Below are 14,599 nucleotides of genomic sequence, written 5' to 3'. Positions count from 1 at the left end.
ATGACTCACACCCTGCTCATCGAACTGCTGACCGAAGAACTGCCACCCAAGGCGCTTGCCAAACTGGGCAAGGCATTTGCCGACGGCATCGTCAACGGCCTGAAATCGCGCGACTACCTGGAAGCCGACAGCGTTGCCACGTCGTACGCCACGCCACGCCGCCTGGCCGTGTCCATCACCCGCGTGCGCGCCACGTCGCCCGATAAATCGATTCGCGAAAAAGTGCTGCCGGTGTCGGTGGCGCTCGATGCATCGGGCAACCCGACCGCGCCTCTGGCGAAAAAACTCAATGCCCTGGGCTTCCCCAACCTGACCGTGGCCGAACTCGAGCGCGCCCAGGACGGCAAGGCCGAGAGCTTCTTCTACACCTATACCGCCGCCGGCAGCGCGCTGCAAGCAGGCCTGCAAGCGGCTTTGGTCGAGTCGGTCGCCAAGCTGCCGATCCCGAAAGTAATGAGCTACCAGCGCCCTGACGGCGCCACCGTGCAATTCGTGCGCCCGGCGCACCGCCTGGTCGCGCTGCATGGCGCCACCGTGCTGCCCTTGACCCTGCTGGGTTTGACCGCGTCGAACGTGACCGAAGGCCACCGCTTCCTGACCGCTCCCGGCCAGCGCGACGTCACCATCAGCGACGCCGACAGCTACGCCGCCACCCTCGCAGCACAAGGCAAAGTCCTGGCAGGCGTGGACCAGCGCAAGGAAAAAATCCGCGCCGAGTTGCTGGCCGCTGCCGGCGCCGACCAGGTGCTGATGCCCGAAGCGCTGCTCGACGAAGTGACTGCCCTGGTCGAATGGCCGGTGGTGTACGCCTGCCATTTCGAGGAAGCGTTCCTGGCCGTGCCGCAGGAATGCCTGATCCTCACCATGCAGACCAACCAGAAATACTTTGCGCTGACCGATGCCGACGGCAAGCTGCGTTCGCGCTTCCTGATCGTCTCCAACATTGCCACCGACACGCCGCAGGCGATTATCGGCGGCAATGAGCGCGTGGTGCGCCCGCGCCTGTCCGATGCCAAGTTCTTCTTCGAGCAGGACAAGAAGAAGACACTGGAGTCGCGCCTGCCGCTGCTCAAGCACGTCGTGTACCACAACAAGCTGGGCACGCAAGCCGAGCGCAGCGAGCGCGTCTCGGGCCTGGCCGGCTTCATCGCCACCCAGATCGGCGGCGACACTGCCATGGCCACCCGCGCCGCCAAGCTGTCGAAGGCCGACCTGCTGACCGACATGGTCGGCGAGTTCCCCGAGCTGCAAGGCATCATGGGCACCTACTACGCCCGCAACGACGGCGAGCCGGAAGACGTAGCGTTGGCCGCGTTCGAACACTACCAGCCGCGCTTTGCCGGCGACGCGCTGCCGTCCACCGTCACCGGCACCGCCGTGGCGCTGGCCGACAAGCTCGAAACCCTGGTGGGCATCTGGTCGATCGGCCTGCAGCCTACCGGCGACAAGGACCCGTTCGCGCTGCGCCGCCACGCCCTGGGCGTGCTGCGCATGCTGATCGAAAAACGCCTGATCCTGTCGATCAGCGGCCTGCTCGAAGCGGCGGCCCAGCAATTCACCGGCGTGGCCGGCTTTACCGATCCGGCGCGTGACGTCTCCGCCTTCATGATGGACCGCCTGCGCGGCATCCTGCGCGAGCGCGGCTTCTCGCCAAATGAAATCGAAGCGGTCGTGGCGCAAAACCCGGACCGCCTGGACGACATCGTGCAACGCCTGGAAGCAGTCAAAGCCTTTGCCGCGCTGCCGGAAGCGGCGTCGCTGGCTGCCGCCAACAAGCGCATCACCAACATCCTGAAAAAGAACGAGGCTGCCCTGGCCGCCGCCGGCGAGAGCGCCACCGTGGTCGATACCGCCCTGCTGCAAGACCAGGCCGAAAAAGACCTGGCTGCTGCGGTCACCCGCGTGCAACCGGACATCGACGCAGCGTTCATCCGCGGCGACTTTGAAGATGCCTTGAAAACCCTGGCGCAGTTGCGCGACGCGGTCGATGCCTTCTTCAACGACGTGATGGTGATGGCCGAGGACGTTGCCCTGCGCAACAACCGCCTGGCCTTGCTGTCGTCGCTGCACGGCATGATGAACCGCGTGGCCGACATTTCGAAGCTGGCGGCGTAAATGGGTGCGCCGGCCGTCAAGCTGATCATCCTCGACCGCGACGGCGTGATCAATCACGACTCGCCCGACTTCATCAAGTCGCCGGCCGAGTGGATCCCGGTGCCCGGCTCGCTCGAGGCGATTGCGCGCCTGAACCAGGCCGGCTACCGGGTGGTGGTCGCGTCGAACCAGTCGGGCATCGCCCGCGAACTGTTCGACATGGTCACCCTCAACGCCATCCACCACAAGATGCACAGCCTGGCGCAGCAAGTGGGCGCCGACATCGACGCGGTATTCTTCTGCCCGCACGCGGCGGCCGACAACTGCGATTGCCGCAAACCGAAGCCGGGCATGTTTTCCGAAATCGCCCAGCGCTACAAGCTCAGCCTCAAAGGCGTGCCGGTCGTGGGCGATTCGCTGCGCGACCTGCAGGCGGGGTATGTCAGCGGCTGTGTGCCGTACCTGGTGTTGACCGGCAAGGGCGAAAAAACCCAGGCCACCGGCGGCCTGCCGCCCGGCACGCAAGTGTTCGCGGACCTGGCGGCCATGGTGGCGCACCTGCTCAAGACCGCCGCCGTGCCTGCAACGGCGCCTGCCATCAATCAATAAAAGTATCTGGAGTCTGCATTGGGTCATCCCGTTTTGTTTTTGCGTTCGCTGCTGTTCACCATCGTGATGATCGTGGCCACCGTGATCTGGTCGCTGGTATGCTTCCTGGCCGCGCCGCTGCCGTACAACAAGCGCTTCTGGGTCACGTCGCGCTGGAACGTGTTCATCGTCTGGTGCCTGAAGGTGATCTGCGGCATCCGTTACGAAATCCGCGGCGCCGAAAACTTCCCGGATGCGCCGGCCGTGGTGCTGTCGAAGCACCAGTCCGCATGGGAGACCATCTTTTTGCTGCCCAACTTGCCGCGTCCGCTGGTGTTCGTGTTCAAGAAAGAGATCCTGTACATTCCGTTCTTCGGCTGGGCCATGGCGCTGATGCGCATGATCCCGATCGACCGCAAGCAGGGCAAGAACGCCTTCAAGCACGTGGTGCGGATCGGCAAAAAACGGCTGGCCGACGGCCAGTGGATCATCATGTTCCCTGAAGGCACACGGATTCCCGTGGGCCAGGCCGGCAAGTACAAGAGCGGCGGCACCCGGCTGGCGATTGCCACCGGCGCGGTGGTGGTACCGATCGCCCACAACTCGGGCGAATGCTGGCCAAAAAATTCTTTCATCAAACGGCCCGGGCTTGTTACAGTATCGATTGGCAAGCCTATTTCTTCCGAAGGACAAACGCCGGACGGCATGATGCAACAGGTGGAAAATTGGATAGAATCAGAAATGCGCGTCATTTCGCCCCACGCCTACAACGCTGGCTCGACGACCTGACCACGCAGGCACGGCCAGACCCGCTGCAACAGCAGGTGCCAGCGCAGGCAGCGACGGCGGTACAGCCCGCCGCAGCTGCTGCTATCGACCAGCCCGACCTGTTCGGACGCGAGGCGGCCCCGCCGCCCCGCTCGGTGTACACGGCGCCGGTCTGGTCGGTACCCCCGCCGGCCGCCAAGCCGCCGCCGGTTTCTCCCTATATCACGCCTGCTACGCCGGTTACCCCGCCCGCCATCGCGGTACCCGTCAAATCCCGCCCGCCAGCGCCCCCGCCCGAACACAGTTCCAAGCGCCAGCTGCAAGTGGGCGAATTCATCCTCGAATACGAACTACGCCGCTCGACGCGCCGCTCGATCGGTTTCATGATCGACGACGATGGCCTGCGCGTGACCGCCCCCAAGCGCGTGACCATCACCGAGATCGACAACGCCATCCGCACCAAGCAGGGCTGGATCCTGGCCAAGCTCAAGGAACGCCGCGAACGCCGCGCCGCCCGCCTGCAAAAGCCCCCGGTGGAATGGATCGACGGCGCCCAGCTGCCCTACCTTGGCGCCGACATCACGCTGCGCCTGCTGGTCGGCGGCCGCCACCGCAGCAGCTTCGATGCCGCCACCCGCGAACTGACCATGGTGCTGCTGCCCGGCGCCACCGAACACACGCTCAAGGAGCGCGTCAAAGCGTGGTATCAGCACGAAGCGAAGCAGTTGTTCGTGCAGCGCCTGGATTTATACGCGGAACGGCTGGGCGTGCATTACAGCTCGTTCGGCCTGTCATCGGCCGGCACCCGCTGGGGCTCGTGCACGGCCGACCGCAAGATCCGCCTGAACTGGAAACTGATCCACTTCTCGCTGCCGCTGATCGACTACGTGGTCGCCCACGAACTGGCGCACACGCTGGAGATGAACCACAGCGCCGCCTTCTGGGACACGGTGGGCCTGATTTATCCAGAATACGACGACGCCCGCAACCTGCTGCGCAAACGGGCGCAGGAACTGCCGGTCCTGTTCAACTAATCCAGTTGCTTAGTCGAAACGAGTGCGGCTTGTCAGGCGAACGTGTAAAAATGACACTTCCTTTTATTTTTCGAGGTCGTCATGGCAAACGCTCCCACACGCAATCCCGGCGATGATGCGCCCGCCGGTACGCCCGGCACTGGTGAAGATGTCTGTCCGATGTGTCACGGCAGTGGCCAGATCGAGCAGGATGGCGATCACGTCGCCTGCGCCAATTGTGGCGGCACCGGCGTCATCATCGAGGGTATTGGGGGCGGTTGAGATTGTTGGGCGTGTGCCTCATGAATTAAATTGTTCTGGCCAGAAATGATATGGAGGCAGCAAAATAGGCGCCTTATTATCATCTCTATCAGGAAATCATGTTCGTTCAACGCCTGCGCCAGTTTTTCCCTTCCACTGTCACCCTGCTCGTGTTCGCCTCAGTACTGAGCGGCTGCGCGGCGACGCCGCCGCGCACCGCTGAGGAGGACCGCAATATCAAAAAAGTTGCCATCGTGTCGCTTCTCGAGGAAAAGACCCCGGTGGTGCACTTCGGCCTGACCGTGTTCAATAACGACCACAAGGTCGTCGATCAGAAAGGCGAATTGAATCGCACTGCCTTGCGCGTGGTGGAGCAACGCCTGCAAGCGGCCCGTCCGCAATGGTCGGTCGTGGCGGTCCCGCCCGATACCGCGCTGGCGGAAAAATTGAACGGCGGCACCCCCTGGATCTCCCTCACCCATCGCGTCAAGCCCGAATTGCAGGCGATTGCGCGCGACACCGGTGCCGACCTGGTGTTCGTGGTCCTCGATACCACCAGCGACAACCCCTATGCGCGCGGCATGGGCATCCGCACCAGGACCATGAACAAGGAAAACGTGGGTGCGGCCACCATCCATGCGCGCATCGTGCTGGCGCTGCTGGACAAGAATGGCGAGGAAATCCGGATGTCCGGCGGCCCGGACGGCAGCGTGCCTGCTACGGAAATCGGACTCAACTACGATTTGTCGAGCCTGCAGGACCCCGCCGTGGAGCAGCGTACTGCCGCAGCAATCCGCAAGCAGCTCGACACCACGCTGCAGCAAGCAGCCGGCAAAATGGGTTACTAATCACCCGCAGCCCTGCGCAGCAGCGGCGGCAATAGCGCTAGCGTACGCGCGGTGGCGCCGCGGTGCTGGCTGGCGAATGCCAGAGCCCTGGCGCCCATGGCGCTGCACGCCTGCGCGTCGTTGAGCAGGCGTGCCGCCTGCTCCATCATTTCGGGGGCGTCCACCACGCGCACGGCGCCGCCGGCGACGACTGCCTCCTGCGTGACCAGTTCGAAATTGAAGGTGTGCGGGCCGATCAGTACCGGCTTGCCCAGCGCAGCCGGTTCGATCAGATTCTGGCCGCCCAGCGGCAGCAGGCTGCCGCCCACGAAAGCGACATCGCACACGTCGTAGTAAGCAAACATCTCGCCCATTGAGTCACCGAGCACCACGTCGATATGGGACGCCAGCGGCGCGCCCGTATCGATAGTGCTGCGCCGCTGTACATTCATTCCCTGCCATCCGATCATTTTTTCCACGTCGTCGAAGCGCTGCGGATGGCGCGGCACGATCAGCAACAAGGTTTTGGCAGGCAGTACTGCGCGGTCGCGGCGGAAGGCTTCCAGGATCAGCGCTTCCTCGCCGTCGCGGGTACTGGCGCACAGCAGCACCGGCCGCGCGCCGATGGCCGCGCGCAAGGCGGCGCCCACGGCCAGCGCCGCCGGCGGCACCACCACGTCGAACTTGATGCTGCCCGTGACTTCCACGCGTGGCACGCCAAGCGACCGCACGCGCGCGGCATCGGCCTCTGTCTGTGCGGCTACCAGGGTGATGCCTTGCGCCGCCGCGCGGATCAGCGCACCGAGGCGCTGCGCCTTGCCCAGCGACCGCTGCGACAGGCGGGCATTGGCCAGCACCACCGGCACGCCGCGCCGGCCGCACGTGGCGATCAGGTTGGGCCACACCTCGGTTTCCATCAGGATGCATACCGACGGCTTGAAATGCCTGATGAAGCCGGACACCATTAAGCCGGTGTCGTACGGCAGGTACGACTGCACCAGCCGCGCGCCATGCCTGGCAAACAGGGTACGGCCGGTCTCGCGGCCGGTGGGCGTCATATGGGTGAGCACGACGCGGCTATCCGGATACGCGGCCAGCAGGGCGTCGACCAGCGGCTCCGAGGCGCGCGTCTCGCCCACCGAGACAGCGTGCACCCACAGTACTGGCGCCGCTGCGGAAGGTGCGGCCTTGCCATACAGCCCCAGGCGCTCGGCCCAGTGCTGGCGATAGCCCGGCTCGCGGCGGCCGCGCAGCCACAGCCGCGCCAGCACCAGCGGCAGGGCCAGCCACCACAGCAGCGTATAAAGCAGGCGCATCTCAGGTCCCTGCCAGCAGGGTGCGGGCAGCGTCCAGCACCTGCTCTACCGTCGGCGGCGTGCCGGTGTCGCCCAGGTTGATGATGCGTTGTGACCAGTTGCCCTCGGTCTTCCAGCGCGGCGAATCGGCGTAGATTTCCACCGTGGGCCGCACGAAAGCGGCAGCGATATGGGTCAGCCCGGTATCGACGCCAATCACCAGGTCGGCGCGGCGCGCCAGCAGCACCGCGTCCGCCATCGACAGCTTGGGCAGCAGCCGGGCATTGGGCAGGCTGGCTGCCAGGTGTTCGGCTTCCGCCTTTTCCTTGGGCGAACCCCACGGCAGCAGGATGGTCATGGGGGCCAGCGCACGGCCCAGGGCGATCCAGTGCTCGGGCGCCCATTTCTTGGCGTCGCGCGCGGTGCCGTGGAAGAACACGGTGTACGCGGACGGCATCCAGTCGGGACGCGGGGTATCGTCAGCCAGCGGCGCCAGGCCGAAGTCGGCCGGCGTATCCACCGGGTAGCCGAGCGCGGCGCCAGCGACGATGCGCCCACGCGCCACCGCGTGGGTGCGCGGGTCGGTCGGCACGCTGAGGTTGTGGAAGATGCGCGAGATGCCTTCGTAGCCCGAGCCTTCGCTGCCGTTGGCCATGCCGACCTTGCGCCCGCCCTTGACCACGCGCGCCGCGCCCATGATGACGCCGGTCTTGAGCAAGCCCTGGGTGTCGAACACGTAGTCATACTCTTGTGCGCGCAGGGTGCGGAAAAACGCCTTGATTTCGGCCCGTGTTTCAGGCTTGCCCAGGCTTTTGCGCCAGCGCCGCAGCGCAAACGGAATGATGGTGCGCACGCGCGGGTTGAGCCGCACCAGGCTGACAAAGCCCTCCTCCACCACCCAGTCGATATTGGCGTCCGGGAAGTGGCGGGCGATGTCGGCCACCATGGGCAGGTTGTGCAGCACATCGCCGAGCGACGACACGCGCACCAGCAAAATATTCAACGGCTTGCCGCCGCGCGCTTGCGTCGCCATGGGTCTAGAACGGCAGCTCGGCGTCCGGTTTGGCAGCCAGGATCACGTCGCGGAACTGGCCCTGGATGCGCGCCAGCGCGGCTGGTGTTTCGGCTTCGAACCGCATCACGATCACCGGCGTGGTGTTGGACGAACGCGCCAGGCCGAAGCCGTCTTCGTATTCCACGCGCAGGCCGTCGATGGTGATGATCTGCTTGTTGCCCGGGAACTGCGCGTTGGCGCGCAGGTGGTCCATCACGATGAAGTTTTCGCCTTCGGCCAGGTGCAGGTGCAGCTCGGGCGTGCTGTCGGACTGCGGCAGCGCGTTGAGCAGCGCCGACGGATCGGCCTGCTTGGTGAGAATTTCCAGCATGCGGGCGCCGGCGTACAGGCCGTCATCGAAACCGTACCAGCGGTCCTTGAAGAAGATATGGCCGCTCATCTCGCCGCCCAGTGGCGCGCCGGTTTCCTTGAGCTTGGCTTTTACCAGCGAGTGGCCGGTCTTGTACATCAGCGGCACGCCGCCCGACTTCTCGATGTACGGCGCCAGGTGGCGCGTGCACTTGACGTCGTAGAGGATCTGCTCACCAGGGTTACGCGACAGCACATCTTCCGCAAACAACATCATCTGGCGGTCCGGGTAAATGATCTGGCCATCCTTGGTCACCAGGCCCAGGCGGTCGCCGTCGCCGTCGAAGGCCAGGCCGATTTCAGCGTCGGACTCCTGCAGGGCGCGAATCAGGTCTTGCAGGTTTTCCGGATGGGCCGGATCGGGATGGTGGTTGGGGAAGGTGCCGTCCACTTCGCAGAACAGTTCGATCACTTCGCAACCCATGCCACGGTACAGGTCGCCAGCAAATGCGCCGGCCACGCCGTTGCCGCAATCGACAGCGATCTTGATCGGACGCGCCACCTTGACGTCGCCGATGATGCGCTCGAGGTACTGGGCGCGGATGTCGTGGGTGCTATAGCTGCCAGGCACGGCAGCCTGGGAACCATCGTGATCGACGATGCTCTGGTACAGCGCGGTGATCGATTCACCGTGGATCGCCTCGCCGGCGAGCACCATCTTGAAACCGTTGTAGTCCGGTGGATTATGGCTGCCGGTGACCATGATGCCGGAGGCCGCGCCCAGCACGTTGGTGCCGAAATACACCATTGGCGTGGCCACCACGCCCAGGTCGATCACGTTGACGCCGGCCGCTTGCAAGCCCTGCGCCAGCGCCGCGGTCAGTGCCGGACCCGACAGACGACCGTCGCGGCCGATCACCACGGTTTGCTCGCCCTTGGTCAGGGCAGCCTGGCCGAAGGCCTGGCCGATCTGGCGCGCGACGCCCTCGTCGAGGGTTTTATCGATGATGCCGCGAATGTCGTAAGCCTTGAAGATCGTCTTGGATAAGGAAACCATAATGAATGTCAGTCGTGCCCTTGCTGGCGGTGCAAACCGTCAGAGAGAAGCGGGATTGGAAGGAACCCTGATGGGAAGTTGCGGCAGTGGCTAAAAACTTAACCACTTGATGTAAATACCAGAATGCTGACATAGTAAGTGCGATGGCGGCGACAGGCAAGCCCCGGCGCCGTCTTGCAGGGACCGACAGAGGACGTCAGATTTTCAGGCCGGCGATATCGTTGCCCCCGTCCACCCAGTCCTTGACCCATTTCGGCTGGCGGCCGCGACCGGTCCACTGTTGCGAGGCATCGGCCGGGTTGCGGTAGCGTGCTGCCACCGGTCCGGTACGGCCGCTGCGCACCGGGGCGGCGCCCAGCAGTTCCTTGAGCGGCAAACCGACGCTGCGCGCGATGGCGTGGATTTGCTCCAGCGCCTCCGAACGGTCCTGGCTGGCGCGCTGCTTCAGTTCGTCTTTTAACTGCTCCTGCAAATCACGTAATTGTGCAGAAGTTAATTTACTCAAGTCCATATTGATCCTTTAAGTGATGACTATATATTTTCACTGCCAGAATATATTACTCCATCAGCGAGAAATTACGGTTTCTTATGCCTGATCATCCAGCGCGGCGCTTTAAAACGCACGATGCGCACATAAATCCAGATGTAACTGGCCATAAATACCAGGCAACACGCAATTAATACTGTGGTGTTATTCCAGAACAGCGTGGCCGGTATCACCGCCGACAGCGAAAACAGCCACAGATAAGGCGAGGTCAGCGAATTGCGGCGCACCAGTGCCCGCGCTTCCTTACGCCCCACGGCCCACTGCACCACCCGCCGAAAAATCAGGCTGTGCAAATGTATGCCATCGGGAATTGCCGGTGACTTTCCACGTACAAACATTCTGCGATACACCGAGAACAGCGTTTCAAATGCCGGATAAATCAGCAACAACGCCGCATACCAGGTCGATACCTCGGGATTGCGCATGACCAGCAGCAGAGCCAGCTCGCCCAGCATGAAACCGATGAAATAGGCGCCGCCATCGCCGAGAAAGATCAGCCCCACCGGGTAGTTCCAGATCAGGAAGCCGGCCGTGGCGCCAGCCACCATCAGTGCGGCCACCAGCACGAAGGTGTCGTTCACTTGCAGCGCGACATAGCCAAGCGACAGCAACATGCAAATGCACACCACGCTGGCCAGTCCATTGAAACCGTCGATGATATTAATCGCGTTGGCGATGCCCGAGACCGCCAGCACCGTGAGCGGCAGGGTGAACCACCAGTACCCCAGCGGCAGCACGGCAAATGGCCAGTCGATGCGGTCGATGCGGGCGTCGAGCAGGAAAAAGCCGAGCGCGGCAGCGGCCATGGTCAACAGCAGGCGGCGCGCCGGACTGACCCGGCCCGTGTAGTCTTCGACGATGCCGCCGGCGAACGCTACGGCCGAACACAGCAGCAAAGCCGCCAGCCACGATCCCATGGTGGGCACGCGCCAGATGGAAATGGCGGAACTGAGCGCCACCGCCAGGAAAATCGACAGTCCGCCGATGCGCGCCACCCGGTGCGCATGCACCTTCTGCACGCCGGCGACGGCATCGAGCGCCGACCCATGCAGGCGTGACTCCTTGATCACCAGCAAGGTCAGGAGTGCGGAAGCGATAAAGCTCAACAAGAAAGAGAACATAGGTGGTCCATATTACCGAAGGCGCCTGCTACGTCGGACGGCTGGGTTGTCAGCACGTCAACTCGATTGTACCGGATAGCCGGCCACAGACACGTATCGGTGGAGATCTATGCGCAAAGCAAGGGAGAGTGGCGATGCGCGGCGCAAAAAATGTGCGCCGCGATCTTAGCAGTGGAATATTGGTAAAGCTTGCTTGCTTACCAATCGATACAAACTCGCCAGGTTTGTAACGTGATGTTGCGGTAATGCCAGGTGATCAGCCCATGCAGAGATGCAAGGCCTGCTTCCAGTCGGGCAGGTGGCAGAAACGTGATACCAGGCGCTCGGACGACATCACCGAGTACTGTGGACGACGGGCGGGGGTCGGGTAATCCGCGCTGCCGATCGGCAGCACGCGGCACGACAGCCCGGCCGCTTCGACGATGGCCTGGGTGAACTCGAACCAGGTGGTCTGGCCTTGTGCACTCAGGTGATAGACGCCGCTGTTCTGGCGCCACCAGTCGGCACCGGCCGGACCGGCCTGGGCCAGCACCAGGGCCGTGGTGTCGGCGATGGTGCGGCTCCAGGTCGGTGCGCCGTGCTGGTCGGCCACGACCTTCAATTCCTCGCGTTCCTTGGCCAGGCGCATCATGGTCAGCAGGAAGTTCTTGCCGCGCATGCCATACACCCAGCTGGTCCGGAAGATCAGGTGGTCGATGCCGGCAGCGGCAATCGCCTGCTCGCCGGCAAGCTTGCTGGCGCCATACACATTGAGCGGGCCGGTGGCATCGTCCTCGCCGCGCGGCGACGGGTCGCTGCCATCGAATACGTAGTCGGTGGAGTAATGCACCATGGCCGCGCCCAGCAGTTTCGCTTCCTGCGCCATCAGGCCCGGGGCTTCCGCATTGACGCGGTAGGCCAGTTCCGGCTCGCTCTCGGCCTTGTCCACGGCGGTGTAGGCGGCCGGGTTGACGATCAGTTGCGGACGCACGGTGCGGATCACGTCGCGCACCTGGTCCAGGTTGGACAGGTCCATGACGTTGCGATCGACCGCCACGACTTCGCCCAGGCCTTGCAGGCTGCGCGCCAGCTCGTAACCGACCTGGCCGGTGCTACCGGTCAGCAGGATCTTCATGCGAAGACCTCGGCATCGGCCAGCAGCGATGCCACTTGATCCTTGCCGGACAACTGCGGCTCGCCATCGAGCGGCCAGTCGATGCCGATCGCCGGATCGTTCCACAACACCGCGCGCTCGAATTCGGGCGCCCAGTAATCGGTGGTCTTGTACAGGAACGAGGCGACCTCGGAGGTGACCACGAAGCCATGCGCGAAACCGGCCGGCACCCACAACTGGCGCTTGTTCTCGGCCGACAACTCGATGCCGAACCACTTGCCGAAGGTTGGCGAGCTCTTGCGCAGATCGACCGCGACGTCGAACACCGCGCCTTCGGTCACGCGCACCAGCTTGCCCTGGGCTTGCTGGATCTGGTAATGCAGGCCGCGCAACACGCCCTTGGCCGAACGCGAATGGTTGTCCTGCACAAAGACCGGATCAACGCCCGACAATTCCTTGAAACGGCGGGCGTTATAACTTTCGAAAAAGTAACCACGGTCGTCACCGAAGACGCGCGGTTCCAATACCAGCACGCCTTCAAGCGGCGTAGTAATGACGTTCATCGGGTAACCACCTTATCTTCCAAAATCTGCAGCAAATACTGGCCATAATTGTTTTTCTTGAGCGGCTCGGCGAGCTTGCGTACTTGCTCGGCAGTGATGTAGCCCTTGCGATAGGCAATCTCTTCCGGGCAAGCGACTTTCAGGCCCTGGCGCTTTTCGATGGTGGCGATGAATTGCCCCGCTTCCAGCAGCGAATCGTGGGTGCCGGTGTCGAGCCAGGCCATGCCGCGTCCCATCACTTCCACCTTGAGCTTGTTCTGCTCGAGGTAGACGCGGTTGACATCGGTAATTTCCAGCTCGCCGCGCGGCGACGGTTTGATGCTGGCGGCGATGTCGCACACCTTGTTATCGTAGAAATACAGGCCGGTGACCGCGTAGTTCGACTTTGGCTTGAGCGGCTTTTCCTCGATCGAGATGGCGGTGCGGCCGTCGTCGAATTCCACCACGCCGTAACGCTCGGGATCCTGCACGTGGTAGGCGAACACGGTGGCGCCTTGCGGCTCCTGGTTGGCGCTGCGCAGCAGTGCATCGAGATCGTTGCCGTAATAGATGTTATCGCCGAGGATCAGCGCCGATGGCGCATCGCCTATAAATTCCTTGCCGATGATGAACGCTTGCGCCAGGCCGTCCGGCGATGGCTGGACCGCGTAGCTGAGCTTGATGCCCCACTGGCTGCCGTCACCCAGCAGTTCCTCGAAGCGCGGCGTGTCTTGCGGTGTCGAAATCAGCAGGATTTCAGTGATGCCAGCCAGCATCAGCACCGTCAGCGGATGATAGATCATCGGCTTGTCGTAAATCGGCAGCAATTGCTTCGATACGGCCATCGTCACTGGGTACAGACGGGTACCGGAACCGCCGGCCAGGATGATGCCCTTGCGGTTCAGGGTATTGTTTGCGGCGCTCATTGCTGGCCTTCGCGGTTGAAGTAGTTGGTTTCCACCCAGTTGGCATAGCTGCCCGACTGCACGTCGGTGACCCAGGCCTGGTTGTCCAGGTACCATTGCACGGTTTTGGCGATGCCGGTCTCGAAGGTCTCGGCCGGCTTCCAGCCCAGTTCGCGCTCGAGTTTGCGGGCGTCGATGGCGTAGCGGCGGTCGTGGCCCGGACGATCCTTGACATAGGTGATCTGGGCGCGGTAGCTGCTGCCGTCGGCCTTCGGCTTTTGTTTGTCGAGCATGTCGCACAGGGTGTTGACCACGTCGAGGTTGGCCATTTCATTCCAGCCGCCGACATTGTAGGTCTCGCCCAGGCGGCCCGCTTCGAGCACGCGGCGGATCGCCGCGCAGTGGTCGCTCACGTACAGCCAGTCGCGCACCTGCTGGCCGTCGCCGTAAATCGGCAGCGGTTTGCCGGCCTGGGCGTTGGCGATGATCAGCGGAATCAGCTTTTCCGGGAAGTGATACGGACCGTAGTTGTTCGAGCAGTTGGTGGTCACCACCGGCAGGCCATAGGTGTGGAAGTACGAGCGCACCAGGTGGTCGGACGCCGCTTTCGATGCCGAATACGGGCTGTTAGGCGCAAATGCGGTGGTTTCGGTGAACGGTGCATCGTCCGGGCCCAGGGTGCCATACACCTCGTCGGTGGATACGTGCAGGAAGCGGAACGACGCTTTTTCTGCTTCCGGCAGCGTCGACCAGTAAGCTCGTGCGGCTTCGAGCAGGCTGAAGGTACCGTTGATGTTGGTATTGATAAATTCTCCAGGGCCCACGATCGAACGATCGACGTGGCTTTCGGCGGCAAAGTGCACCACCGCGCGTGGCTTGTGTTCCTGGAACAGCGCCAGGACCTGGGCCTGGTCGCAGATGTCGCCGCGCACGAAGATGTGGCGCGCATCCTGCTTCAGGCTGGCGAGATTGTTGAGATTGCCGGCATATGTGAGCTTGTCGAAGTTGACAACTGGCTCATCGGACTGGGCCAGCCAGTCGAGGACAAAATTTGAACCGATGAAGCCGGCACCACCTGTAACAAAAATCATTTAGTATCCTGCAGCAAGCGTTAGTTAATATTAG

General features: G+C 63.2%; 15 protein-coding genes. 6 read left to right on the top strand and 9 right to left on the bottom strand.

The genetic code is table 11. The features are described from left to right. From glyS to F8197_RS22625, 6 genes are all read left to right on the top strand, one after another. Complete coding sequence (glyS, locus tag F8197_RS22650; RefSeq protein ID WP_152883797.1) at positions 1-2,115, top strand: glycine--tRNA ligase subunit beta; 2,115 nt, start codon at positions 1-3, stop codon at positions 2,113-2,115. Then, positions 2,116-2,703 (top strand): D-glycero-beta-D-manno-heptose 1,7-bisphosphate 7-phosphatase, encoded by a 588-nt coding sequence (gene gmhB, locus F8197_RS22645; protein ID WP_152883795.1) that lies wholly within the window; start codon positions 2,116-2,118, stop codon positions 2,701-2,703. Positions 2,704-2,769: 66 nt separating this feature from the next. Next, positions 2,770-3,471 (top strand): lysophospholipid acyltransferase family protein, encoded by a 702-nt coding sequence (locus F8197_RS22640; protein ID WP_373922119.1) that lies wholly within the window; start codon positions 2,770-2,772, stop codon positions 3,469-3,471. A 35-nt stretch (positions 3,472-3,506) separates the two neighbouring features. After that, entirely contained in the window at positions 3,507-4,484 is a 978-nt protein-coding gene (locus tag F8197_RS22635) for a M48 family metallopeptidase (RefSeq protein ID WP_373996978.1), read from the top strand. A gap of 81 nt (positions 4,485-4,565) precedes the next feature. Beyond that, positions 4,566-4,745, top strand: a complete 180-nt coding sequence (locus F8197_RS22630; RefSeq protein WP_082488493.1) for a hypothetical protein — start codon at positions 4,566-4,568, stop codon at positions 4,743-4,745. 98 nt (positions 4,746-4,843) lie between these two features. Continuing rightward, positions 4,844-5,572: a hypothetical protein gene (locus F8197_RS22625; protein WP_152883793.1), complete on the top strand. Its 729-nt coding sequence runs from the start codon at positions 4,844-4,846 to the stop codon at positions 5,570-5,572. On the opposite strand, the gene waaA is transcribed toward F8197_RS22625, so the two are convergent. The 9 genes from waaA to rfbB all read right to left on the bottom strand — a co-directional run bounded on the left by waaA (position 5,569) and on the right by rfbB (position 14,565). Continuing rightward, positions 5,569-6,867, bottom strand: coding sequence for a lipid IV(A) 3-deoxy-D-manno-octulosonic acid transferase (gene waaA, locus F8197_RS22620; RefSeq protein ID WP_152883791.1), 1,299 nt, complete (start codon positions 6,865-6,867; stop codon positions 5,569-5,571). The genes F8197_RS22625 and waaA overlap by 4 nt on opposite strands. Position 6,868: 1 nt before the next feature. Continuing rightward, the gene (gene waaC / locus F8197_RS22615; RefSeq protein ID WP_152883789.1) at positions 6,869-7,879 is read right to left on the bottom strand and encodes a lipopolysaccharide heptosyltransferase I; all 1,011 of its coding nucleotides are present in this window, start codon (positions 7,877-7,879) and stop codon (positions 6,869-6,871) included. A 4-nt stretch (positions 7,880-7,883) separates the two neighbouring features. After that, the gene (locus F8197_RS22610; RefSeq protein WP_152883787.1) at positions 7,884-9,266 is read right to left on the bottom strand and encodes a phosphomannomutase/phosphoglucomutase; all 1,383 of its coding nucleotides are present in this window, start codon (positions 9,264-9,266) and stop codon (positions 7,884-7,886) included. Between the two features lie 196 nt (positions 9,267-9,462). Continuing rightward, the gene (locus tag F8197_RS22605) at positions 9,463-9,777 is read right to left on the bottom strand and encodes an H-NS family nucleoid-associated regulatory protein (RefSeq protein WP_056137692.1); all 315 of its coding nucleotides are present in this window, start codon (positions 9,775-9,777) and stop codon (positions 9,463-9,465) included. A 65-nt stretch (positions 9,778-9,842) separates the two neighbouring features. Next, on the bottom strand, positions 9,843-10,934 hold the full coding sequence (locus F8197_RS22600; RefSeq protein WP_152883786.1) for a glycosyltransferase: 1,092 nt from the start codon (positions 10,932-10,934) through the stop codon (positions 9,843-9,845). Positions 10,935-11,190: 256 nt separating this feature from the next. Continuing rightward, the gene (gene rfbD / locus F8197_RS22595; RefSeq protein WP_152883784.1) at positions 11,191-12,048 is read right to left on the bottom strand and encodes a dTDP-4-dehydrorhamnose reductase; all 858 of its coding nucleotides are present in this window, start codon (positions 12,046-12,048) and stop codon (positions 11,191-11,193) included. Next, positions 12,045-12,590: a dTDP-4-dehydrorhamnose 3,5-epimerase gene (rfbC, locus tag F8197_RS22590; RefSeq protein WP_152883783.1), complete on the bottom strand. Its 546-nt coding sequence runs from the start codon at positions 12,588-12,590 to the stop codon at positions 12,045-12,047. The genes rfbD and rfbC overlap by 4 nt, the downstream gene beginning before the upstream one ends. Then, on the bottom strand, positions 12,587-13,495 hold the full coding sequence (gene rfbA, locus F8197_RS22585) for a glucose-1-phosphate thymidylyltransferase RfbA (RefSeq protein WP_152883781.1): 909 nt from the start codon (positions 13,493-13,495) through the stop codon (positions 12,587-12,589). Before rfbA ends, rfbC begins: the two co-directional genes overlap by 4 nt. Next, positions 13,492-14,565, bottom strand: coding sequence for a dTDP-glucose 4,6-dehydratase (gene rfbB, locus F8197_RS22580; RefSeq protein ID WP_152883779.1), 1,074 nt, complete (start codon positions 14,563-14,565; stop codon positions 13,492-13,494). The genes rfbA and rfbB overlap by 4 nt, the downstream gene beginning before the upstream one ends. Positions 14,566-14,599: the final 34 nt, after the last annotated feature.

The organism is Duganella sp. FT27W (assembly GCF_009295655.1).
In the GTDB taxonomy this organism is placed as follows: Bacteria; Pseudomonadota; Gammaproteobacteria; order Burkholderiales; family Burkholderiaceae_D; genus Rugamonas; species Rugamonas zoogloeoides.
The sequence above is the reverse complement of the archived record's forward strand: the minus strand, read 5'-3'. Positions and strand labels throughout refer to the sequence as shown.

What these genes read in the sequence shown, in the direction of transcription:
- glyS (WP_152883797.1), top strand. Translation starts at nt 1, where the DNA reads ATGACTCACACCCTGCTCATCGAACTGCTGACCGAAGAACTGCCACCC.
- gmhB (WP_152883795.1), top strand. Translation starts at nt 2,116, where the DNA reads ATGGGTGCGCCGGCCGTCAAGCTGATCATCCTCGACCGCGACGGCGTG.
- F8197_RS22640 (WP_373922119.1), top strand. Translation starts at nt 2,770, where the DNA reads ATGATCGTGGCCACCGTGATCTGGTCGCTGGTATGCTTCCTGGCCGCG.
- F8197_RS22630 (WP_082488493.1), top strand. Translation starts at nt 4,566, where the DNA reads ATGGCAAACGCTCCCACACGCAATCCCGGCGATGATGCGCCCGCCGGT.
- F8197_RS22625 (WP_152883793.1), top strand. Translation starts at nt 4,844, where the DNA reads ATGTTCGTTCAACGCCTGCGCCAGTTTTTCCCTTCCACTGTCACCCTG.
- waaA (WP_152883791.1), bottom strand. Translation starts at nt 6,867, where the DNA reads ATGCGCCTGCTTTATACGCTGCTGTGGTGGCTGGCCCTGCCGCTGGTG.
- waaC (WP_152883789.1), bottom strand. Translation starts at nt 7,879, where the DNA reads ATGGCGACGCAAGCGCGCGGCGGCAAGCCGTTGAATATTTTGCTGGTG.
- F8197_RS22610 (WP_152883787.1), bottom strand. Translation starts at nt 9,266, where the DNA reads ATGGTTTCCTTATCCAAGACGATCTTCAAGGCTTACGACATTCGCGGC.
- F8197_RS22605 (WP_056137692.1), bottom strand. Translation starts at nt 9,777, where the DNA reads ATGGACTTGAGTAAATTAACTTCTGCACAATTACGTGATTTGCAGGAG.
- F8197_RS22600 (WP_152883786.1), bottom strand. Translation starts at nt 10,934, where the DNA reads ATGTTCTCTTTCTTGTTGAGCTTTATCGCTTCCGCACTCCTGACCTTG.
- rfbD (WP_152883784.1), bottom strand. Translation starts at nt 12,048, where the DNA reads ATGAAGATCCTGCTGACCGGTAGCACCGGCCAGGTCGGTTACGAGCTG.
- rfbC (WP_152883783.1), bottom strand. Translation starts at nt 12,590, where the DNA reads ATGAACGTCATTACTACGCCGCTTGAAGGCGTGCTGGTATTGGAACCG.
- rfbA (WP_152883781.1), bottom strand. Translation starts at nt 13,495, where the DNA reads ATGAGCGCCGCAAACAATACCCTGAACCGCAAGGGCATCATCCTGGCC.
- rfbB (WP_152883779.1), bottom strand. Translation starts at nt 14,565, where the DNA reads ATGATTTTTGTTACAGGTGGTGCCGGCTTCATCGGTTCAAATTTTGTC.